At 43.0% G+C, this 20160-nt stretch carries 24 protein-coding genes and 1 riboswitch; of the genes, 1 reads left to right on the forward strand and 23 read right to left on the reverse strand.

Going from position 1 to position 20160, the window contains the following annotated elements; genetic code table 11:
• Positions 1-113 precede the first annotated feature (113 nt).
• The 4 genes from cccB to secA all read right to left on the reverse strand — a co-directional run bounded on the left by cccB (position 114) and on the right by secA (position 5290).
• Entirely contained in the window at positions 114-455 is a 342-nt protein-coding gene (gene cccB, locus ACQKNS_RS17030; protein ID WP_427644511.1) for a cytochrome c551, read from the reverse strand.
• A gap of 49 nt (positions 456-504) precedes the next feature.
• Entirely contained in the window at positions 505-1320 is an 816-nt protein-coding gene (locus tag ACQKNS_RS17035) for a YitT family protein (protein ID WP_427644748.1), read from the reverse strand.
• Positions 1321-1507: 187 nt separating this feature from the next.
• A protein-coding gene (prfB, locus tag ACQKNS_RS17040) for a peptide chain release factor 2 (protein WP_228467568.1) occupies positions 1508-2606 on the reverse strand; the annotation gives its coding sequence in 2 pieces (ribosomal slippage) (positions 1508-2542 and positions 2544-2606; 1098 coding nt in all).
• 170 nt (positions 2607-2776) lie between these two features.
• Positions 2777-5290 (reverse strand): preprotein translocase subunit SecA, encoded by a 2514-nt coding sequence (gene secA, locus ACQKNS_RS17045; protein ID WP_427644512.1) that lies wholly within the window; start codon positions 5288-5290, stop codon positions 2777-2779.
• Positions 5291-5710: 420 nt separating this feature from the next.
• Here secA and ACQKNS_RS17050 point away from each other — a divergent pair, with 420 nt between their 5' ends.
• Positions 5711-6034, forward strand: a complete 324-nt coding sequence (locus ACQKNS_RS17050; RefSeq protein WP_427644513.1) for a helix-turn-helix domain-containing protein — start codon at positions 5711-5713, stop codon at positions 6032-6034.
• A 153-nt stretch (positions 6035-6187) separates the two neighbouring features.
• Here ACQKNS_RS17050 and ACQKNS_RS17055 read toward each other — a convergent pair whose 3' ends face one another.
• The 19 genes from ACQKNS_RS17055 to ACQKNS_RS17145 all read right to left on the reverse strand — a co-directional run bounded on the left by ACQKNS_RS17055 (position 6188) and on the right by ACQKNS_RS17145 (position 20070).
• Positions 6188-6328: an anti-repressor SinI family protein gene (locus ACQKNS_RS17055; RefSeq protein WP_427644514.1), complete on the reverse strand. Its 141-nt coding sequence runs from the start codon at positions 6326-6328 to the stop codon at positions 6188-6190.
• A 30-nt stretch (positions 6329-6358) separates the two neighbouring features.
• A riboswitch (cyclic di-GMP riboswitch) is annotated at positions 6359-6444 on the reverse strand.
• 151 nt (positions 6445-6595) lie between these two features.
• On the reverse strand, positions 6596-6805 hold the full coding sequence (locus ACQKNS_RS17060) for a hypothetical protein (RefSeq protein ID WP_427644515.1): 210 nt from the start codon (positions 6803-6805) through the stop codon (positions 6596-6598).
• Positions 6806-7085: 280 nt separating this feature from the next.
• Complete coding sequence (hpf, locus tag ACQKNS_RS17065) at positions 7086-7643, reverse strand: ribosome hibernation-promoting factor, HPF/YfiA family (protein WP_076368278.1); 558 nt, start codon at positions 7641-7643, stop codon at positions 7086-7088.
• A gap of 252 nt (positions 7644-7895) precedes the next feature.
• Entirely contained in the window at positions 7896-8240 is a 345-nt protein-coding gene (locus tag ACQKNS_RS17070; protein WP_427644516.1) for a flagellar protein FliT, read from the reverse strand.
• Positions 8240-8641 carry a flagellar export chaperone FliS gene (gene fliS / locus ACQKNS_RS17075; RefSeq protein ID WP_427644517.1) on the reverse strand — a complete coding sequence of 134 codons (402 nt, stop codon included), beginning with the start codon at positions 8639-8641 and terminating at the stop codon, positions 8240-8242. Before fliS ends, ACQKNS_RS17070 begins: the two co-directional genes overlap by 1 nt.
• Positions 8642-8665: 24 nt before the next feature.
• Entirely contained in the window at positions 8666-10177 is a 1512-nt protein-coding gene (locus ACQKNS_RS17080; protein ID WP_427644518.1) for a flagellar hook-associated protein 2, read from the reverse strand.
• 14 nt (positions 10178-10191) lie between these two features.
• Complete coding sequence (locus ACQKNS_RS17085) at positions 10192-10392, reverse strand: flagellar protein FlaG (RefSeq protein WP_427644519.1); 201 nt, start codon at positions 10390-10392, stop codon at positions 10192-10194.
• Entirely contained in the window at positions 10385-10555 is a 171-nt protein-coding gene (locus ACQKNS_RS17090) for a hypothetical protein (RefSeq protein WP_427644520.1), read from the reverse strand. Before ACQKNS_RS17090 ends, ACQKNS_RS17085 begins: the two co-directional genes overlap by 8 nt.
• Before the next feature lie 680 nt (positions 10556-11235).
• The gene (locus ACQKNS_RS17095) at positions 11236-12501 is read right to left on the reverse strand and encodes a flagellin (RefSeq protein ID WP_427644521.1); all 1266 of its coding nucleotides are present in this window, start codon (positions 12499-12501) and stop codon (positions 11236-11238) included.
• A 138-nt stretch (positions 12502-12639) separates the two neighbouring features.
• Positions 12640-12873: a carbon storage regulator CsrA gene (gene csrA, locus ACQKNS_RS17100; protein WP_427644522.1), complete on the reverse strand. Its 234-nt coding sequence runs from the start codon at positions 12871-12873 to the stop codon at positions 12640-12642.
• A complete protein-coding gene (gene fliW / locus ACQKNS_RS17105; protein WP_427644523.1) occupies positions 12873-13316 on the reverse strand; it encodes a flagellar assembly protein FliW in 444 nt (147 codons plus the stop codon). Before fliW ends, csrA begins: the two co-directional genes overlap by 1 nt.
• Positions 13317-13324: 8 nt before the next feature.
• Positions 13325-13903, reverse strand: coding sequence for a DUF6470 family protein (locus ACQKNS_RS17110; protein ID WP_427644524.1), 579 nt, complete (start codon positions 13901-13903; stop codon positions 13325-13327).
• Positions 13904-13947: 44 nt separating this feature from the next.
• The gene (gene flgL / locus ACQKNS_RS17115; RefSeq protein ID WP_427644525.1) at positions 13948-14826 is read right to left on the reverse strand and encodes a flagellar hook-associated protein FlgL; all 879 of its coding nucleotides are present in this window, start codon (positions 14824-14826) and stop codon (positions 13948-13950) included.
• A 15-nt stretch (positions 14827-14841) separates the two neighbouring features.
• Positions 14842-16401 (reverse strand): flagellar hook-associated protein FlgK, encoded by a 1560-nt coding sequence (gene flgK, locus ACQKNS_RS17120; RefSeq protein WP_427644526.1) that lies wholly within the window; start codon positions 16399-16401, stop codon positions 14842-14844.
• Between the two features lie 30 nt (positions 16402-16431).
• Positions 16432-16920: a flagellar protein FlgN gene (locus tag ACQKNS_RS17125; protein WP_427644527.1), complete on the reverse strand. Its 489-nt coding sequence runs from the start codon at positions 16918-16920 to the stop codon at positions 16432-16434.
• Positions 16921-16997: 77 nt separating this feature from the next.
• Positions 16998-17261 carry a flagellar biosynthesis anti-sigma factor FlgM gene (flgM, locus tag ACQKNS_RS17130; protein WP_098371589.1) on the reverse strand — a complete coding sequence of 88 codons (264 nt, stop codon included), beginning with the start codon at positions 17259-17261 and terminating at the stop codon, positions 16998-17000.
• 217 nt (positions 17262-17478) lie between these two features.
• Complete coding sequence (locus tag ACQKNS_RS17135; protein WP_427644528.1) at positions 17479-17898, reverse strand: TIGR03826 family flagellar region protein; 420 nt, start codon at positions 17896-17898, stop codon at positions 17479-17481.
• A gap of 95 nt (positions 17899-17993) precedes the next feature.
• A complete protein-coding gene (locus ACQKNS_RS17140; protein ID WP_427644529.1) occupies positions 17994-18686 on the reverse strand; it encodes a ComF family protein in 693 nt (230 codons plus the stop codon).
• Complete coding sequence (locus ACQKNS_RS17145; RefSeq protein WP_427644749.1) at positions 18679-20070, reverse strand: DEAD/DEAH box helicase; 1392 nt, start codon at positions 20068-20070, stop codon at positions 18679-18681. The genes ACQKNS_RS17140 and ACQKNS_RS17145 overlap by 8 nt, the downstream gene beginning before the upstream one ends.
• Positions 20071-20160: the final 90 nt, after the last annotated feature.

Raw genomic sequence — 20160 nt, forward strand, 5'->3', positions numbered from 1 at the left:
CTATGTAATAATTCCAGGATTTGAATGCTTGATAAGGGATTAAATGTGAGTTGTATCGAGGTTTTAAAGGAGTCTAAATGAAACGTCCTGCTAAGCAGGACGTTTGTCGATCATTACTTATGTCCAGCAAGCCATTCAGCTACCATGCTCGCTTCCTTGCCCTGGATTATACCTTTTGGCATTGCACCTTGGCCATTCGCAATGACTTTTTCGATGTCTTCTTTCGATAGCTTAGAACCGACCTTCGTTAAATTCGGTCCCACGCCCCCTTCAAGATTCACCGCGTGACAACTTGAACATTTGTTTTCATAAATTTTAGCGGCATCACCGGCACCTGCCGTAGTCGTTTCATTATTTTCACTTGCAGGCTCTTTATCTGCAGCATCATCGTTCCCACCGCATGCAGCCAAGGCCAAAGAAGTACCCAGAACTAAGGCTAACCATTTCACTTTCATTGAATTTACCCCCTCTGATTTATACCAGCACAAGAACATTATACCAATTTTAATCCAGTTTAAAACCCTTTCCGAGTACCTCCGATGCGTCCATTACAATTACAAACGCTTTAGGGTCAACGAGTTTAACCAATTGTTTCAATTTGGTGAATTCCGACTGGTCTATCACGCACATCAAAATTGGACGAGTATCATCCGTATAGCCGCCATACCCGGATATGCCTGTTACACCCCGGTCCAGCTCATGTATGATAGCATCCCTTACTTCCATTTCTTTATTCGTGATAATTAATGACATCTTCGACCGGTTCAAACCAATCTGGACGAGGTCGATCGTCTTGCTTGTCACATATAGCCCTATTAATGCATAAAGCCCTTTTTCAATATCAAAAACGATGGCAGCACTCAAAACGATGATTCCATCGATGACAGCCACACAGGTCCCCAATGACAGATGGGTATACTTATGGAAAATCTGTGCCGCCAAATCGGTCCCCCCTGTGGAACCCTTCCCGCGAAAGACGATCCCAAGCCCAAGTCCGACCATCATCCCCCCGCAAATCGAACCAAGCAAAGCATCGTTCGTCCATGCTTCCCAATCCTTTGTCAGAAATACCACAAAAGGCAAAAACAAGGTTCCAATCAGGCTTTTGGCCCCGAAATGCCTTCCAAGGATAATAAGCCCCGCAATGAACAAAGGGATGTTAAAACCCCAAAGTACATAAGCCGGCTCCCAACCGAGAGTTGAATCGAGAATCGTGCTAATCCCGCTGACCCCGCCAGATGCAACCTGGTTTGGCAGTAAGAATACATTAAAACCAATGGCAATTATGGCCGAACCGACAATCACCAATCCATACTCCATTAACTTCTGAATTAAAGGGTGCTTCTGCTCCCGGTACCTTTTCTTCATTCTGCATAAGTCTCCTCGAACCATCATTATTATCTAGTATTGGCCGAACGAGGTAGAGCATCCCTTTTCCATCCTGTAAATGTCAGCCAGGAAATCATAAAAAAAGCCGGACCGGGGAATCCGGTCCGACTGGCTGATCTTATAATTTTGAACGCAAGTACGCATCAATGAACATATCGATATCCCCATCCATGACCGCTCCCAAGTTTCCGGTCTCCGCACTAGTACGGTGATCTTTAACCATGGAATACGGGTGGAAAACATAAGAACGAATTTGGCTGCCCCAGCCAATTTCCTTTTGCTCACCACGGATTTCATCCAATTCCGCTTGTTGCTGTTCAATTTCACGTTGATATAATTTGGCTTTCAGCATATTCATGGCCTGGGCCTTGTTTTTGATTTGAGATCTTTCATTTTGGCACGTTACTACGGTGTTCGTAGGTATATGGGTGATCCGGACTGCAGAGTCCGTTGTATTGATATGCTGACCACCTGCACCACTTGCCCGGTACGTATCGATTTTCAAATCTTCCGTGCGTACTTCTATATTGATCGTCTCATCGAATTCCGGCATGACTTCACATGAAACGAATGAAGTGTGGCGTCTCCCTGAGGAATCGAAAGGAGAAATCCGGACAAGACGGTGTACTCCTTTTTCCGCTTTCAAATAACCATAGGCGTTATGGCCTTTGAAAATTAAAGTGACACTCTTGATTCCAGCCTCATCACCTGGAAGGTAATCAAGGGTTTCCACTTTAAAGCCTCTTTTTTCACCCCATCTTGTATACATACGAAGCAGCATGGAACCCCAATCCTGGGACTCGGTTCCGCCTGCACCAGGATGCAGTTCAAGAATGGCATTTTTCGAGTCATATTCTTCACTTAGTAAAAGTTGAAGTTCAAAGTCATTCATTTTTTGTGAAAGGATCGTGATTTCTTCTTCCAGCTCAGCCAAAAGTTCTTGATCATTCTCCTCCTTCACTAATTCATATGTCAGATCCAGATTTTCATATGATTCATTCAGTTCGGACAATTGATTGACTTGTTCTTTCAAAGCATTCGTTTCATTGATGACAATTTGTGCTTTTTGCTGATCATTCCAAAAATCGGGATGTGTCATCTCATTTTCAAGCTGTGCGATTCGTGCCTCTTTTTCATCTAAGTCAAAGAGACCCCCTAAAGTCCGTTAATCGTTGCGCTGTCCGTTCAAGTTCATTTCTTATTTCTGCTAATTCCATTTCTCTTCACCTCATTAAGTATGTTAAAAAAAATCCCTGAAGAGGGATTCTCTTCATTACAAATAAACCTCTTCAAACTATATGCAAATATATGGCTTTTTGCAAACTAAACATGAAAAGAGGCGGCAAGCCTTACACTTAACCGTCCCATAATCATTATACACCTAACTTTAGCCTAAATTGCCATGGCAATTCTTATATTTTTTACCGCTGCCGCATGGGCATAACGCGTTCCGGCCAACATCTTCCTTTTTCCGGGCAGGGGCCTTTTTCACTTTTCCCCCGTCTTCTTCCTTGGGATTGACCGCTTGTCCTTTTATGACTTCCTTACGCTCCAAATTGTTGCGGATTTCAGCCTTCATGATGTATTTGGCGACTTCATCTTCCATTGAAGCAATCATGGCTTCAAACATTGCAAAACCTTCAGATTGATATTCACGTAACGGATCAATTTGGCCATAAGCGCGAAGGTGGATCCCTTGGCGCAATTGCTCCATTGCATCAATATGGTCCATCCACTTACTATCGACCGCACGAAGAACGATTACTTTTTCGAACTCACGCATTTGTTCTTCAGATAGTTCTTCTTCTTTTTGGTCATAGCTTTCTTTCACTTTCGCTAAAATGAACTCAACCAATTCCGATTCATTTTTCCCTTCCAATTCAGCTACAGTGATTGAACCTTCATTAAATAGGTTGCCATTCAGGTAATCCACAAGGCCTTGTAAATTCCAGCCTTCCTCATCACCCATTGGTGCGAACGCAACAACATTTCGCTCGATGGATGCCGTAATCATCCTTTCGACGATTTCACGTAAGTTTTCACTTTCCATTACATCGAAACGCTGTTTATATATAATTTCCCGTTGTTGACGGAGAACATCATCATACTGCAGCAATTGCTTACGTGAATCAAAGTTATTCCCTTCGACCCGTTTCTGTGCGGATTCGACGGCCCTTGTCACCATTTTACTTTGAATTGGCTGAGAATCATCCATTCCAAGGCGCGCCATCATGTTTTTCATATTATCCGAACCGAAGCGGCGCATCAATTCATCTTCCATTGATAAATAGAATTGAGTGACCCCTGGGTCTCCCTGACGGCCTGACCGACCACGCAGCTGGTTATCTATACGCCTGCTTTCATGACGTTCCGTGCCGATGACAGCAAGGCCTCCAAGCTCCTTGACGCCTTCACCAAGCTTGATATCCGTACCGCGTCCTGCCATGTTCGTAGCAATCGTAACTGCACCTTGATTACCTGCATTCGCAATGATTTCCGCCTCACGCTCATGGTTCTTGGCATTCAAAACATCATGAGGGATGCCTTTTTTGGATAAATAGGCGGAAATGACTTCAGATGTTTCGATGGCAACCGTACCGACAAGCACAGGCTGGCCCTTTATATGTCGCTCGGCGATGTCTTCCACAACAGCCTTGAACTTCCCATCAGTTGTCGCGTATATAAGATCTGCCCTGTCATCCCTGATGATAGTCCTGTTTGTCGGAATCGCAATGACATTCATATTATAAATATTGCGGAATTCCTCTTCTTCCGTTTTGGCTGTACCTGTCATGCCTGAAAGTTTTTCATACATCCTGAAATAGTTCTGGAATGTAATCGTCGCGAGGGTCATGCTTTCATTTTGAATTTCAAGACCTTCTTTCGCTTCGATCGCCTGGTGGAGACCTTCACTGTAACGGCGGCCTTTCATCAAACGGCCAGTGAATTGGTCAACGATGACTATCTCGCCTTCCTGGACCACATAATCCACATCCAAATGCATGGAAACATGCGCCTTTAGAGCCTGATTGATATGATGATTCAAAGTAACGTGATTAATATCGAACAAATTATCGATATTAAACGCTTTTTCAGCTCGATTCATCCCATCTTCCGTCAGCTGAACACCTTTTGTCTTTTCATCATATGTGTAGTCCGTCTCTTTTTTTAGGGTTCTCACAAACGCATTGGCCTGGATATAAAGCTGAGCCGACTTTTGTGCGGAACCGGAAATGATCAATGGCGTTCTCGCCTCATCGATCAAAATCGAATCGACCTCATCAATGACGGCAAAGTGCAGCGGGCGCTGTACCATTTGTTCTTTATATAGCACCATATTGTCACGAAGATAATCAAAACCTAACTCATTATTGGTACTGTACGTAATATCCGCATTGTACGCCGCCTGCTTTTCTTCTTTAGAATGACTGTTCAAATTCAATCCGACGGTCAAACCGAGGAAATCATACAATACACCCATCTCGGTGGCATCACGGTGTGCCAGGTATTCATTGACAGTAACGACATGCACACCTTTACCGGTAAGCGCATTTAAATAAACAGGCATGGTGGATGTCAGGGTTTTACCTTCCCCAGTTTTCATCTCGGAGATATTTCCATCATGAAGGGATGCCCCACCCATGATTTGAACACGGTAAGGATATAAGCCCAAAGCACGCTTTGCCCCTTCACGCGCAACCGCAAAAGCCTCGACAAGCAAATCATCAACGGTTTCCCCATTTTGATAACGCTCTTTAAACTCGTCGGTTTTGGCACGCAATTGTTCATCCGATAGCGCAGCCGTCCCATCAGCCAGTGCTTCGACCTGATCGGCGATTTTTTCTAAACGTTTGATTTCTCGCTTATTCGGATCAAAAACTTTATTTAATATATTAAGCATTCAATAACGCTCCTCTATTATGGTAATGATCGTTCATTGACTAAATTCATATAAGTAAGAAGAAACACATCTTCCATTATTACTGATGTACGCTTAATTTTACCACTTCTATCATAGAGGTACAACTTCATGTCACTTCCCTGGTATAGACCTGAATTCAATTCTTGCGAAAAACAATGGATAAATGAGGAGTAATACTGTTAAAATAGAAGGAAGTATAAAAAATATGCTGAAAACTCCCCACTATTCCATATGTAAACGAGAATTATCCATAACCTTCCATCACTAGATGCTATGTCCTCTCTAGCGATTGCATGTCAAGGTAATCCAACCTTTATAGCCGTCATGTTTTGAATGATAAGGTGGGCGACTGAAACTTAATAGCGGAAGATAAATAGAACATGTTTCGAGGTGGTATTGATGATTGGTGAACGTGTAAAAAAACTGCGAGAAGAAAAGAAAATGTCGATGACTGAACTTGCCGATAAAGCGGGTGTGGCAAAGTCTTATTTAAGTTCGCTCGAGCGGAACTTACAAACGAATCCTTCTATTCAATTTCTTGAAAAAATCTCCGCCGTACTTAACATTCCTGTCGATGCCCTGCTTTATGATGCACCAAATAAGGAAACCTTGGACAGTGACTGGATGAAAATCGTTGAAGAAGCCATGAATTCTGGTGTTTCAAAACAACAATTCAGGGAATTCATCGAGTTTAATAAATGGAGAAAAGATAAAGAAGAGTAGAGTGGTAGTGCACTAGTTTACCTACATAATCCAAAAGACTATAGTTTAAATAAGCTAGACTCACTAGAATCTCAAGGAGAAATAAACCCTATAAACAGCTAATGAATGAATCGAACCACTGTTTATAGGGATGCTCTCGATCTTGTTCGGAACCTATTTTCCATCGTTCTCCTCAAAATTCACCTCAACGCTTTCCCTTTTCAAAAAAGCACTGATTTCCTCTTTTTTGAAACCCAAACTCCTTGCTTCAGAAATCAATTTCACCCATTCTTGATCCATTGCCACATTAGCCACCTCTTCTACCTCCTAAAATACCCTTGTATTTCAGGCAGACCAGCCATCATAGTCATAAGGACCTTAGACCTGTGCCTTTGCGCCCTAATCTTTCAATAAGTTTGCCTTTGTCATGGTACTTATTACCAAATACAGTGCTTATAATCATATTATAACGGAAACACACTCCATATATTGTTATTTTATGACGGTAATACTCATAAATGCAAAAACTTTTATCCGACAAAATATTACAATATTATGAAAATTCACAGTTCAGGTCATTCATCACGGACTAATTCCATTTCGTTTTCTTGTATAATAGGGAATATTGCTCTTCTTAATATTCCGCTTGGGTGTATTGATTCTCTCAATTATAAGTGCATCGAGGGCTTTTTGCGCAGTTAAATCCTCACTGCAGGTCGGGCAACGCCACTTTCCATCTTCCGCACTGCTAAAAGAAGCCCTATGGCATGTATGGCAATTCTTTTGATACAAGTTATCCAACCCCTCTGCACCTTATTCAAATTGTTTTTTATAAATAAACAGTTGTTCTTTTTAAAGAACTAACAATTCGAGTATAGTGCAAAAGTCAGAGGTATTTAAATAGGTAAAATTAACTATTTATCTTAATAAAGAACATCAATAGTTCTTTTAAATGAACTTTCGGATTTTATAGAGAACAAAATTTTTTATAGTAAATCAATAAATAGCCGACGAATTCTATCAAAAAAGCACAACCCAGAGGCTGGGTTGTGCTTTTATCTTAGATTAATAGTTAACTAGGTTCAATCAATCCATAACGTCCATCTTTTCGGCGGTACACTACGTTTGTTGTGTTAGTATCCGCATTCGTGTAAACGAAGAAACTGTGACCAAGCATATTCATTTGCAAAATCGCTTCTTCACTGTCCATCGGCTTTAAATCAAAGCGCTTATTGCGGACCACTTCAATATCATTATCTTCTTCGAATTCATCCACCACTTCGTCAACATCCGTATTGAAGGCGAATGCATCGGGTGTCGTCGATAGATTGTTCCGGAACTTACGATTGACCTTCGTTTTATGTTTACGAATTTGGCGTTCAAGCTTATCATTGATCAAGTCAATGGCAGCATACATATCCGCATTTTCCTCTTCAGCGCGAAGAACCAAATTCTGCATGGGAATCGTCACTTCGACCTTAGATGTATTATTGTTCACTTTTAAATTCACTAACACATTCGCATCTGGTGTATTGTTAAAATATCTTTCTAACTTGCCAATTTTCTTTTCGACGTATTCTCGAATTGCTGGAGTTACCTCAATGTTTTCACCGCGTACGTTGTAATTCATAAAGTGAGTCCTCCTTAAATTAAGACTATACAGTTAGATTCTACAATACCCCTCCGGTTCCCTTTAGAAACACATCATGAAATATGTCGAAATAATGAAACAGTTGTCGGAAGGTTTGGAAAGGGTTGATGTCTGCCCTATCTTCATTATATCAAATGCTATGCTATAAAGAAAAAATTAAGCCTACTTTATTTACAGAAAATTTAAAAATATTTAACATAAAAACCGTTTGGAATCCAAACGGCAGGGTAATCAATTTCTTTTATCATAAAACACGCCATCCACTGATAGACTTTCATACGGATTCGTGTATTTATTGGATGATCGTTTCTTCTTGTTTATTTCCTGGATATCCCGTTGTATCTCCTGCTTTTGGAGCTTCAGCAAGCGATCGACCTGTTGGTTGAGCAACAGTACTGCACGGCCCAATTGTTGCTCTTCACATGTAAAGGGCGGGTTGATTTGGGAAAGAAGCCCATCTCGCCGATCAATCAGCTTTGTGACCCTTTCTATTTTATCATCACGTTTTGTAATCGAGCGGTCTTCCAGAACGGCAAGCAATTCAGCAGTCAAATCATGAAAGGTTCTAATCACCATTACACTTGACCGCTTTGGGTAAATTGTTTTTTCCGGTTGATCTGAATTACTTCCTTCCAAGTATTCCGGAACTCGGTAACAAGTCCCTCCACTTCTTCCAATGCAGAAACATCATTTTTCATATTCGCTTCAATCAGACGCCGGTTCATGAAATCATAAAGACCCATCATATCTTTGGATACATCCGTATCCATATTCAGCGTCACCATCAATTCGCGGATAATATTTTGCGCCTTGATGATGTTCGTATTCTTCGCTTCGATGTTTCCTGCTCCAATGGCTTTCTTCCCAAGCATGATGAACTTCAAACAGCCATTATAAAGCATTAATGTAAGCTCTCCCGGAGATGCTGTATTGACTGAATTTTGCTGGTACGATTGATATGGATTATTTATCGCCATTCTTAACTTCCTTTCCGACTCACCTTAACTAAAATAAGAAGCTAACGATGCACTTTGGCTGTTTGCCTTTTGAATCGCTTTTTCCATCGCCGTGAACTGGTTGTAATAGCGCGATTCCAATTTCGTTAACTTTGCTTCAAACGTTGAAATCTTCTTATCAAGCCCATCAACCAATTTTCCGATTGTAAAATTGGTATTAACATAGCCGGCCTTTCCGGCTTTTTCCGTAATCACCTTCATCGATGATTCTATATCATCCCTTAACCGGCGTGCGAGGCCTTTGCCGCTCTTTTCCGATCCATTGGCCATGAACATATCATAAATCGCATTGGGGTCCTCGCTAATGGCTGCCCGGAGCTTGTCCTCGTCAATCGTTAATTTACCGCCCTCCAAATAATTCTTGGTCGTGGTGATCCCCAAACTGCTGAGATTGTTCTTTCCAGTGATCCCATCCACCGAAGTGTATAGGGATGACCTCATTGCGGTCAGGAGACTTTTTAATGTCGAATCGCTTTTTAATGTTCCGCTCTTCGCTTTCTCTTCCCACAGCTTCACTTCATCCTCTGTCATTGCCTTCTTTTGCTCAGAGGTAAGCGGGGCAAAGGAGCGATATTTCGCTTCACCCGTTTTATCCTGAACCTTTTTAATGACTTCATTGTATTTATTCACAAACTGTGTAATCGTATCAAGGATGGCATCCACATCGGCTGTTGATGAGAATGTGACTGTATCGGTGGTTTTTTGCTTCACCGTTATTTCCGCTCCATTAATCTGAAACGTATTTGAAGGCCGGGAAATTTCCAGGCCATTATAAACAACGGATGCATTTTCCCCTTTTGTGCCGCCAGTCCCTTCATTGTTACTGCCCATTTTTAACATATCGAAAAAATCTCCGGTGCCTCCCAATTCAATTTCAGGCCGCCCTTTAACATCACCGGTATTTTTCGCAGTGAAGGAAAACTGCTGGGACGTTTCATCGAAAAATAGGGTCACTCCCGAGTTAGCATTAATTTTATTTATTACACTCTCTAATGTATCGTCCGCATTAAGGGTAAGCGTGTACGGTTTTTCCACTGACACTCCATCTTTTACTTCCGTATCAAAACCGCCATCTTTATTGATGGCCAGTATCGTAATATCTTGTGGTGTCGTGAAACCCAATTCTGAAAGTTTCTTTTTAGGGTCGGTAACAGCTGATTTTTCCGTACTTGTCATGGTTGCTGCTTTGGCAAGCCCATTCACTTGTACATTCCCGGAAAAATCACTGGTCGAATTCACATTTCTCACTGATACAGCATCTGGATTCGATACCGACACCTTCTTTTTTATAAAGGAGGATTGCTTCCCGACTCCATCTCGAATGAGCGTATCCAATTCTGATAAAGCTGTATTGATCGAACGGTAATCATCCCGCTGCCACTCGGAATACTGCTTTTTCTGTGTCAGTTTATCCAATGGCACCCGTTCTGCCTGCATCATGCTCTTGACTAGTTCATCAATGTCCATCCCGCTTGCTAAACCACTGATTCGTACCAAAATAAATCACCCGCTTATATTTTTTCATACACCATGATTCCGACAAACTCCGTCATCGCCGCATAGAAATCCAATAACTTCTTCGGAGGAATTTCCCTGATCGTCTCATCCGTCACGTCATCCACTACCTTGACAAAGTATTCATTCAGCTTCTCGTGATACTCAAAACGAACGGCCGTATGTGCCGGATTCAGGAAGGTGTTCAAACTATCCACCAATTTCCTGCACCTTTTCTTTAGAAGGCCCATCAGCAGATTCCACACTTCGTTCCGAATAGGCAAGCGTATTCATTTCCCGCTGATAATATGAACTGATTCCTTCCGATATCGCTGTTCTAAGTTGTGAGGAAAGAATATTCGTGGACAAGCTCTCCAGCATCTAAAAAGCCCCCAATATGATATCTTTACTTTTTATATCGGTTCTTACAGTTTTATATTTAGTCAAGCTTTGATTTTGGGTGCACCTAAACACCTTCCTGAATGATGTTTTGTTTACTTCCTTTCATTCTCTATGAAAAGGGACTCTATTATATATCCGTTTTTATCTCTATTAAAATACAAAAAAACTCCAGAAAAATATCCGGAGTCTACAGTTTTTTGGTTTTTAAATTTTGACCGTTGATTTCCACTCCAGGCACTCGCTTTCCGCGGGTGTCCGGGAGCCTCTTTGGCGCTTTTGCGCCTGCGGGGTCTCCCTTGGACACGATCTCCTGTAGGAGTCTCGCACCTTTCGTTCCAATCAACTTTGTTTTAACAGTTAGATCGCTCCCTTTACCTAAGTCTTTTTTATAATAGAGGATTAAAACTGAGGTGATAATCGCTTTTCTACATTTTGAAAAAATTATGACTGACTATTTAATTTTAGGACTTCTCTTTTTATTCATCTATTAGGATTGTAGCCATAAGATTCCTTGGTGACAGATAAACGGATGGTCCCTTACTTTTTAAGGATCAGTATTCCCTTTTTTCTGCATCATTGTGTTCATTGCACCCTTCAATAAGTACAAAAAAAGAGCCTAACACAAGTGTCAGACCCTTTATTGTTAAGCTAACTATTAATTAACGAAGTAACTGAAGAACGCCCTGCGGTTGCTGATTTGCTTGAGCTAGCATTGCTTGTGAAGCTTGCGCCAAGATGGAGTTCTTGGTTTGCTCCATCATAGTCTTAGCCATATCTGTATCACGAACGCGTGATTCAGCAGCAGTCAAGTTTTCAGAAGAAGTACCTAAGTTGTTGATCGTATGCTCTAAACGGTTTTGGTTAGCACCTAATTTAGAACGTTCAGCTGATACAGTGTCAATTGCAGTTTGGATTTTTGTAATAGCCGCTGAAGCGTTTTTAGCATTAGAAACATCCAGGCCGGATTCAACACCTGTAGAATCTGTACCATTGCTTACATTTGTAGTTGCAGTGAACCCATCGCCAGTACCAGTCAATCCAAGTGCACTTGCACGCATGTCACCAATTTCTAGTGTCAGGCTTTGATTTTCGTTTGCACCGATTTGGAATTGAAGTCCTGCGCCAGCTTCTACTGCCTCTTTAGCTTTTACTTCAGCAGACCCATCTACAGTTTCAGCAGCATCTACAGATAGACCGCCAGTTCCAGTGATAGTTGCTGCAGTTGCAGATTCAGCTCCAGTCTTTTGTTCTAGTTTAAGTTGTCCGCCATCATTAGTTGCAGTGTATTTAGCGCTTAAATCAGCATCTGCTTTAATAGCAGCAACTAATCCATCAAGATCCGTGAACTCTCCAGCGGCTGCATCATCAGCAGCGGCAACTTTAAATGTTTTTCCATCTACTACTACTGTGTCGCCTGCAGTTGTACTTAAAGTTCCTGTTGATGTCACGCTACCAGCAACTGCTGCTTCTGCTTCCACTGCTGCTTGAGCTCCAGTAGCAGAATCCTTAGAACCATTCAATAATTTCTGTGTATTGAACTCAGTCGTGTTACCGATACGGTTGATTTCAGATGTTAATGAATCCATTTCCTTTTGAATTTCTCCACGGTCACTAGTTGTATTGGTATCCGTTGATGCTTGTGTAGCAAGTTCACGCATGCGTTGAAGGATGTCAGTCGTTTCGTTCAATGCACCTTCAGCCGTTTGGATCAAAGAGATGGCGTCTTGTGAGTTACGGGAAGCTTGGTCCAATCCACGGATTTGTCCACGCATTTTTTCGGAGATTGCAAGACCGGCTGCATCATCGCCTGCACGGTTGATGCGCATGCCTGATGCAAGTTTCTCCATTGATTTGGATTGTGCATTCGTCGCACTTGATAATTGACGGTGCGTGTTTAGAGCTGAGATATTGTGATTGATTATCATTTATGTTTCCTCCTTGAGTCTTAAGTCCCCACGTCCTTGTGGTTGTTTACGATGGACAGTGAATAAGTCGGCCGCCTATTTCACTGTCCATCGTTGTATCTTTAATATCGACCTGCCGGGAAACATATTTAGCGGATTTTACGATTTTTTCTTGAAATACTCATTTACATTTTCGAGAAAATTAGTTTCTGTTTTTGAGGCTTTTCTATTTTCCTGCTGAATGGAAAGGTAGATTTCCTTCCTATGGATATCGACGTTTTTGGGGGCATTGATCCCTAGTTTGATTTGTTCACCCTCGACGGACAGGATCGTAATTTCGATATCATCGCCAATCATGATTGCTTCGTTTGGTTTTCTGGTCAATACGAGCATCATTCCCCCCCCTGTTCTGCTGGAGGTTCAAACAGTCTGTGCTTTGTACGGTATTCACTGGCATTCATGATAAATTGCTTGCCCATTTTTTTAGGCCCATTCATGATGATCGGAGCCTGTAGATTCGCCGTCGTTTCATTGAAAGGGTCTTGGATCGTTAAGATGACGAAAGTGATGACTTCCAGTTCCGTTTCAATTTGTAAAGAAGATAACACCTCATCCGGAAGCTTCACTTCGTAATCATGGAACACTTCAAAGGGGTCCGTCACAATGAAGGCAAGCTCTTTTGTTTCTATTGATTGCAGGACGAAAAATGGCGTGTCATCCAAAGCTAGCAAGCAAAACAGTTTTTCTTCCAAAAATCCCGGTATCCCGCTTTCAAATACATAAATCTCTTTCTCTGTCAATTCGAGTTCGCCATGAAATTTTGTTTGTATGATCATCTATATTTTCACTGCCCTATCTCATCCGGAAATAAATTGCTGAAATCTATATCCAGAGCATTTTTTTGTAGAATTTCGACATTCACACTCCCTGGTGTGTATGTATGGTTCGCCCCATTGATTTGAGCATCAATGATCGGTTTTTGTACGGTTGCTTCAATCTCCACCCGAGCGGGCTCGTAATCAAGCTTCACGCTGAAATGGGAGGGAATCCATCCGAGATTGAATTGCTTCTTAGGCCCTTTGCTGTTTTGCCTGGCCTGTTCAGCGAGTGGATTGCCGCCTTTTTCAATATGCCTCAGCTCCGTTCCCTGCCGGGCACGTCTTGCCATACCCGCCAGCCAATCTTGATATCCCTGTTTCGCAAATTCATCGACTCTTCTTAAGAGGCTTTTCAAATCCATGTCTTCCCTTGCTTGTGACTGATCGATCGTCAGCTTCCCTGGGTTTGTTTGAATTTCCAGTATGGCTTGAGGCTGTTCGATAGATTGGGCCGCCGCCTTCTGTTCAATTTGCTGTACAGGCTGCACTAGATTCAATCCAATCTTCATTAAGGTGGATTGCAATCTGATTTGTGGAATCTGCATCATCAACACTCCTTATAGAAAAAAGCTATCCATTTAAGAATAGCTTAGCGAAGAAAATCCAATAAACTCGGTTGCATGATTTTTGCTCCGATACTTAATGCAGCACTATGGACACTTTCCTGGGTCGTCAAATCCATGATCACCTTTTCGATATCGACATCCTCGTTTTTCGAAAGGATTTCAGTGGCAAAAACCTCCTGCTGCTTGAGACGGTCCGTCATCAGCTCAATCCGATTCTGCCTTGCGCCAACCTGCGCCTGCATGCCTAAGAAAGTATTTATCGTTGCATCAAGCCCTTCAAGCGTCCCGCTCACGTCCCCGCCGTTTTCGAGTGCATCGATCGTTCGGTCGATGCTTCCGCCGGCAGCAAGTGCATCACCAAAAATCTTGGAACCGTCCGTATTGATTTTAAGGGAAATCCCGGAAAACACTTCAAGGTTAATGTCCCCTGTGCCATACACCGTATTTCCATTCGCATCTTTAACGGACGATGGTCTTACATTCGTATCCTGGCCGTTGAAAATATACTTCCCGCCAATCTGTGTGTCACCGAGAGTTACGAGATGTTCTTTTAATTGTTTAATTTCTTCAGTAATGGTTTTAAGTTGTTCCCCTTCATATGTGCCATTGCTGCCTTGAACGGTTAATTCACGAATCCGCTGCATGGCGGAAACCGCTTCCGTAATGGCATCATCCGTGCTGTCGATCCAATTGGTCGCCTCGGCAATGTTACTTTGATACTGCCCTATTTGATTGAGGTTTGTCCGGAACCCCATTCCCATCATGGCCGCAACAGGGTTATCGGATGGTTTGGAGAATTTCTTTTGAGAGGAAACCTGCTCTTGCAGCTTGGACATCTTTTCATAACTGCTGCTTAAATTGCTCAACATATTATTGGTTAGCATCGATTGCGTTACCCGCATCTTCGTCCCCTCCTATTATCGGCCTGCCGTACCCATTCCGTTTATGATTTTATCGAGCATTTCATCCATCATCGTCATCATTCTTGCCGATGCGTTGTATGCCTGCTGGAATTTGATCATGTCCGTCATTTCTTCATCAAGGGATACGGAACTGACGGACTCCCTATTTTGATTGACCGATGCAGCAAGCACGACAGAATTGGAAAGGTTCTTTTGGGCGCTTTGGGAATCCACGCCAAGCTTTCCGATGATACCGGAATAATAAGTGTCGAAGCTTCCCGTCAATTCGCCAGAGTTTTGGTCTTTAGTCGAGTACTCACTGAACGCCTTCTTTTTAAGGTCAGCCAGGAGTTTGGCATTTTCATTATCACCGGATGCCCCCCCGCTTTTTCCGCCTGCGGCTATTTTTGTGGGATCCTTAACGATTTCACCATTCACCTTTATGCTTTGGGCGGCACTCTTACCAGGTTCAAGTTCAAAGAAGTTCAATGTTGAAGTGTTGTCATCACCTAAGGCATACCCATGTTTATGGATGGCATTGAACTCATTCACAAAAGCCGTCGTCATATTATCGAGCTTTTTCAGCATATCAGGATAAGCGCCGCCGATCGTGCCATCAGCCTTCTTATAGCCGAAGCTTTTGATCAACCCGGATAGTTCTCCCGAGAATTTGTAATCCGTCAATGTTTTCGACCCAAACTTCAATCCGTCTACCATGCCTGTCTTCTTATCATGGCTCACTTCAACCTTCGAAGTTCCCACCATCCCGGTTTGGTTAACACTGACAAGATTGATGGGAGGCACAAAAGACGAACCGTCTTCTTGCATCAATTCAATGTTGTATAGGCCTGTAGCCACATCGCTGGCCCTGCCGTAATCCGTCGGAATGACGTTATTCACTTTAATGCTGACTAGCTGCGAGAGATTGTCCACGAGTACATCGCGTTTATCATAAAGGTCATTGGGGATATAACCATGCGGCTCCACTTTACTGATCTGTTGGTTAAGCTGATCAATATTGCTGATGAGCGTATTGATTTCGTTCGCTTTGACGTTTAGCTCATTTCCGATATCCGTTTGTACATTCGTTAGGGAGTTGTAGTAGTAGTTCAGGGTATCCGCAACCATGACACCCGTCGAGGCGACGACTTCACGGGCCCCGGAGTTTTCCGTATTGGCCGTCAGCCCCTGCAGCGAATTCCAGAACTTCTCCATCGTGGCCGCTAATCCGCTGTCCATCGGTTCGTTCATGACCCCTTCCATTTTCGTCAGGGATTCACTCATGGTCCCGTAATAACCGATTTTATTACTTTGTGTCCTGTATTGTGCATCCAGGAAACTGTCGCGGATCCGCTGAACCATTTCAGCTGCCACCCCTGTCCCGATATGGCCGGCAACTCGCGGGCTGTTCATCCCGACAGTAGGAAAGCCCGACGTCTGGACCAAATTGACCCGCTGCCTTGAATATCCTAATGTATTGGCATTGGCCACGTTATTTCCTGTTGTATACAAGGCTCCTTGAGAGGTGGATAATCCGCGTTTGGCGGTCTCAAGACCCGTAAAGGTTGAAATCATCTGCTCGCACCTCCATCTTCTTTCTGCTTCTTATGCTTTGGAATCAAACATTCCCATGCCGATTTTCGCCGTTTTGCCAGCCGAATCCCCGTAATTCAGGTTCTGGTTCCGCGGCCTCAGAATATCCAAAGAGACATTGATGAATTGAAGGGACTGATAGATCAATTGCTGATTTAAACCGTTCCGCTCCTTCAGCTTTGCCACTTCATCAATCAATTCCGCTTTTAGCATCTCAAGGACTTCCATTTCTTCAGGTCCTGTCAGCACCGTCACGGTATGAATGGAGGCAGGCTGTCCCACCGTTCCATTGGCTGCAAGAAAATCCTCGACTGCCCTTTCCCTTTCCTTATCCGTTTGACTGATGGCTTTAATATGCTTTTGTTCCGAAATCAGAAGGGCAGTAATCGCCTCGGTATCATTTGCTTTCAAGATGGCCGTTTTCCTTATCGCCAATTGATTAAGGCTTTTATGAAGCTTGATCAATTTTTCAAGCGATCCGATGATGTTCCGTGCAGACATTTTCCTGCCTCCTCTGCTCATAAATGAAGGACGGAAAATGGCTCCGTCCACTTCATTCAAGCTTTTTCATTGAAAATTCATTTCCGGTAAAAATCGATGAGACCCTTAGCCGTTGCTTGTGCATTCAATTTATAATTTCCTTTTTCAACTTGGATTTTCAATTCGTCCACTTTTGCTTGTCTTGCAGCAAGAATCGGAGATGATTGCTGCATTTCTTTTGCCGCTGAAGAAATTTCAACTTTATCCGAGGATTTGACCTTGGATTCTTGGATATTCCCCGTTTTATTGGCTTGTAGTTTATAAGGGTTAACACCTGTCATACCGACGTTATTGATTTTCATATTCCAGATCCTCTCCTTCGGTCGATTTTGTAAATCCCATTATGTTGATTCCTAACACATGAAAATGGCTCTGGACTGTGTTATTCTCCCTATCTTTATTATCGACAAGGATTGGATTTCTTTAATTGTTTCCTATAATCTTTCCTTCGACATCCATTGTCGAATATTGTTCTCAATATCGAATATTTTAACAAATACCGCATCATGTTTCCATGATTTATCCTTTTTGTCCATCTCTCATGTAGTACGTATTTTTTTTATCATTTCCTTGAATTTCTGTCAGGCGCTTTTCCTCATTTTCAAATGCCTGCAAATCCGATCGCAGTGAATCGCCGCATTTGCCGCATAACCTTCCGTTCTTGATGTTAGCGCCGCACCTTTCACATGGAATTCCCAGATTGGGAAACCGTGAAACCCTCAGCTTTCCGGTTCTCACAAATTTGATTATTAACGATTCTTCAACGCCGGTGTCCTTAACCACCTGCATCATGGACGCCGTTCTATTTATTTTCTTGCGAATATATGCATACACTTTATCATATTGGGCTTCTTCTTCTTTATAACAGGCATCGCATACATCCCTGAATTTCGTCATAACGAATAACGAATTACAGCTTGGACAGTTGAACACTTCCATCGAGGCCCCTCCTTCACCATCACAGCGATTATTCTTTAGTGTATATATCGAATAATCCCGGCGATCCTTTAGGATGTTCATTAAAATAAGCTATTTCACCTAGCCAGGGTGATGGATGATACTTCTTTGGCCCCAGCCGTTATTAATGCTTTCGCTGCATGCCTGAGCGTTGTGCCTGTCGTGTAAATGTCATCGATGATCAAAATGGATTTATGCCCCAGCAAATCAGATTGCTTGACCTGAAAAACCTGCGGTAATGAGATTCTCTCTAGCCGTGATTTTTTTGATTGTTTTTCCGTATGGATTCTTGTCAAGGTCTCAACCATGTGTAGTCCAATGAGATCTGCCAAAGCCTGCCCTTGGTTGAATCCCCGCTCCCTAAGCCGTTCCTGACTAAGCGGGATGGCCGTTACCAGGTCAAATTCCATGTCTTTTAACCTTTCTTTCAAAAAAGGGGCGAAAACCTCAGCTAATGCATAATCCCCGCGGTACTTATATTTAGCAATAATATCTTTTAGCCATTCATTATAATGAAATAGCGATATGTTCTTCGACAAATAGCCTCCCCATTCCACATCCCTTTCCCATCTTGAACAATCCCGACAAAGGTCACCGTCCCGATATTCCCTGTCCAAATCCCTTGAACACATTGGGCATATCTCCCCGGTAATCCTATTAAGTTTCCCCTCACATCCTTCACAGATTGCCCTTGCCTCTGCCCGCTTAAACAAGCTGCCCCATGTCAATGCCTGCTTCATTTCCTCATCACAAACAAGACATCTATCCATCGAGCAGCTCCCTTTTCATGGCATCTTTATTCATCATTTGTATATGGTGAATCGCCTCGGCCATCGCTTTACTTTTACCGTAATGAAAAAAGGTGATCGTCCCGGCAGGGTTGGCAAAGCTTCTCCCTACCCTTCCGGCAATTTGAACGAGTGCACTTTCAGAAAACACTTCATGTTCAGCACCAATCACGGCTACTTCCAACCGGTCAATTGTCACGCCGCGTTCCAGGATGGTCGTGGTCAGTAATCCTGGAATCATTCCATTCCTAAGTGCCATTACCTTTTCCTTTCGATCAGGGTGCCGGGAGTGGACAATCGATAACTTTGGGGACAGTCTTTGGAACAGCGGAATGGCCTGCTCCATCACATGAATGCTTGGAAAAAACAATAGGAAGGGGATATTTTGCTTTAGGCGTTCGCTTACCCATCCGGTGATTGAGGGGGGAATCCTTTGTTGAAGAAATAGTTTTTGCCAATTGCCGCTCCACTTCATTCCAGGGACAGGAATTGGCTGACGATGATAACGGGCCGGGATTAGGACGGCTTTCAAATTACCGCTTCGGTATAGCCGCTGCATCCGTTTCGAAGGTGTGGCGGTCAAGTAGATGGTCGCCGCAGTAACTTTTTTCGATTTATTTACCGCATAATGCAGCGAATCATCAATGGAATAGGGAAACGCATCGACTTCATCAACGATGATGACATCGAAAGCTTCAATGAAACGGAAAAGCTGATGTGTCGTGGCAACGGTCAGCGGCGAAAAGCCATGTCTATCTTCACTGCCGGCATAGAGGGTCGTGACTTCAATGGCTGGAAAGGCTTTTTTTAACCTTGGGGAGAGTTCGAGAACGACATCGGTCCGCGGTGTTGCCAAACAAATCCGTTTACCGGCATGCAGGGCTGCCTCAATCGCTGGAAACAGGACCTCCGTCTTCCCCGCCCCGCATACAGCCCATACCAGGAATTCATCATTTCCGTTCACGGCTTCAACGACTCGGTCGGAGGCATTTTGTTGACCTGCCGATAAAGTGCCTGCCCACCTCATCACATTGTCAGGAATCGTAAACGGAATGCAGGGCCCGGTCCACCTATAAAGCTTTGCACATTCACTGACCCGTCCCATCATGATGCATGAGCGGCAGTACGTGCAATCTTGATTGCAAATCTTGCAGGGGAATGTATAAAATAACGTTTGATCTTTGTTACCGCAGCGTACACAGTTATACCTTCCGTTTTTGGATTGCACGCCGCAAGTTTCCGAGACATACCCATTCTTGAGGTGCTCTAAGAGGAGTTCTTGGGAGAAGGGGATTTCGAAGGCCAAAAGGTGCTTTCCTGTGAGATGGTTCTGAAGTTCCGGGGAATAAGGGGGGGAAATGCTCATGTTTTCCAAATTGCAGCCTCCATTTCTTGTTAAATTACACTCTCCTTATCATTCGCTTTTTACTCCCGGATTCCTTTTTGCTCAATAAAA

This window comes from Peribacillus sp. NPDC094092 (assembly GCF_050279365.1).
In the GTDB taxonomy this organism is placed as follows: domain Bacteria; phylum Bacillota; class Bacilli; order Bacillales; family DSM-1321; genus Peribacillus.

Bases quoted from the DNA above. Each gene is read 5' to 3' on its own strand.
- hpf (WP_076368278.1), bottom strand. From the start codon at position 7,643: ATGAATTACAACGTACGCGGTGAAAACATTGAGGTAACTCCAGCAATT.
- ACQKNS_RS17090 (WP_427644520.1), bottom strand. From the start codon at position 10,555: ATGCTGGAGAGCTTGTCCACGAATATTCTTTCCTCACAACTTAGAACA.
- ACQKNS_RS17035 (WP_427644748.1), bottom strand. From the start codon at position 1,320: ATGGAGTATGGATTGGTGATTGTCGGTTCGGCCATAATTGCCATTGGT.
- ACQKNS_RS17050 (WP_427644513.1), top strand. From the start codon at position 5,711: ATGATTGGTGAACGTGTAAAAAAACTGCGAGAAGAAAAGAAAATGTCG.
- ACQKNS_RS17110 (WP_427644524.1), bottom strand. From the start codon at position 13,903: ATGCAGATTCCACAAATCAGATTGCAATCCACCTTAATGAAGATTGGA.
- ACQKNS_RS17095 (WP_427644521.1), bottom strand. From the start codon at position 12,501: ATGATAATCAATCACAATATCTCAGCTCTAAACACGCACCGTCAATTA.
- secA (WP_427644512.1), bottom strand. From the start codon at position 5,290: ATGCTTAATATATTAAATAAAGTTTTTGATCCGAATAAGCGAGAAATC.
- flgK (WP_427644526.1), bottom strand. From the start codon at position 16,401: ATGATTTCAACCTTTACGGGTCTTGAGACCGCCAAACGCGGATTATCC.
- ACQKNS_RS17145 (WP_427644749.1), bottom strand. From the start codon at position 20,070: ATGAGCATTTCCCCCCCTTATTCCCCGGAACTTCAGAACCATCTCACA.
- ACQKNS_RS17070 (WP_427644516.1), bottom strand. From the start codon at position 8,240: ATGGTGATTAGAACCTTTCATGATTTGACTGCTGAATTGCTTGCCGTT.
- flgL (WP_427644525.1), bottom strand. From the start codon at position 14,826: ATGCGGGTAACGCAATCGATGCTAACCAATAATATGTTGAGCAATTTA.
- ACQKNS_RS17140 (WP_427644529.1), bottom strand. From the start codon at position 18,686: ATGGATAGATGTCTTGTTTGTGATGAGGAAATGAAGCAGGCATTGACA.
- cccB (WP_427644511.1), bottom strand. From the start codon at position 455: ATGAAAGTGAAATGGTTAGCCTTAGTTCTGGGTACTTCTTTGGCCTTG.
- fliS (WP_427644517.1), bottom strand. From the start codon at position 8,641: ATGGCGATAAATAATCCATATCAATCGTACCAGCAAAATTCAGTCAAT.
- flgM (WP_098371589.1), bottom strand. From the start codon at position 17,261: ATGAAAATCAATAACGTCGGTATGACAGGTGTTAACCCTTATAAACTA.
- fliW (WP_427644523.1), bottom strand. From the start codon at position 13,316: ATGATCATACAAACAAAATTTCATGGCGAACTCGAATTGACAGAGAAA.
- ACQKNS_RS17135 (WP_427644528.1), bottom strand. From the start codon at position 17,898: ATGGAAGTGTTCAACTGTCCAAGCTGTAATTCGTTATTCGTTATGACG.
- ACQKNS_RS17125 (WP_427644527.1), bottom strand. From the start codon at position 16,920: ATGTCTGCACGGAACATCATCGGATCGCTTGAAAAATTGATCAAGCTT.
- csrA (WP_427644522.1), bottom strand. From the start codon at position 12,873: ATGCTCGTATTGACCAGAAAACCAAACGAAGCAATCATGATTGGCGAT.